This is a genomic window from Clostridium pacaense, assembly GCF_020709765.2.
Classification (GTDB): Bacteria; Bacillota; Clostridia; order Lachnospirales; family Lachnospiraceae; genus Enterocloster; species Enterocloster hominis.
Genome location: NZ_JAJFEB020000155.1, coordinates 1 through 253 on the forward strand (window position 1 = coordinate 1; position 253 = coordinate 253).

At 41.5% G+C, this 253-nt stretch carries 1 protein-coding gene; it reads right to left on the reverse strand.

Annotated elements, in window-relative coordinates:
- The coding region (locus LK536_RS58885; protein WP_506092345.1) for a hypothetical protein at positions 1–253 on the reverse strand (253 nt) is incomplete at both ends.

Sequence of the window (253 nt, forward strand, 5' to 3'; positions counted from 1 at the left end):
TAAACGGTAGTGGTTTTTCACGTGCAATCTCCACTTCTGGAAGGCTATCTGGGTCTTGGACTGTCAGACTCAAGATATACATTGCCAATTCTTCTGGAGTAAACTCAGCAGCCAATTTGCGAGCATCCTTACCAAATTTCTCAAAGTTGGCACGAATGGTTTCATCTGCAAAATCACGTTCGATTTTCTTGAGAGCTACCTGTTTTTTTGATTGGAAGGATTCTTCTACACTTGCAGGTTTGAGACCTTTCAT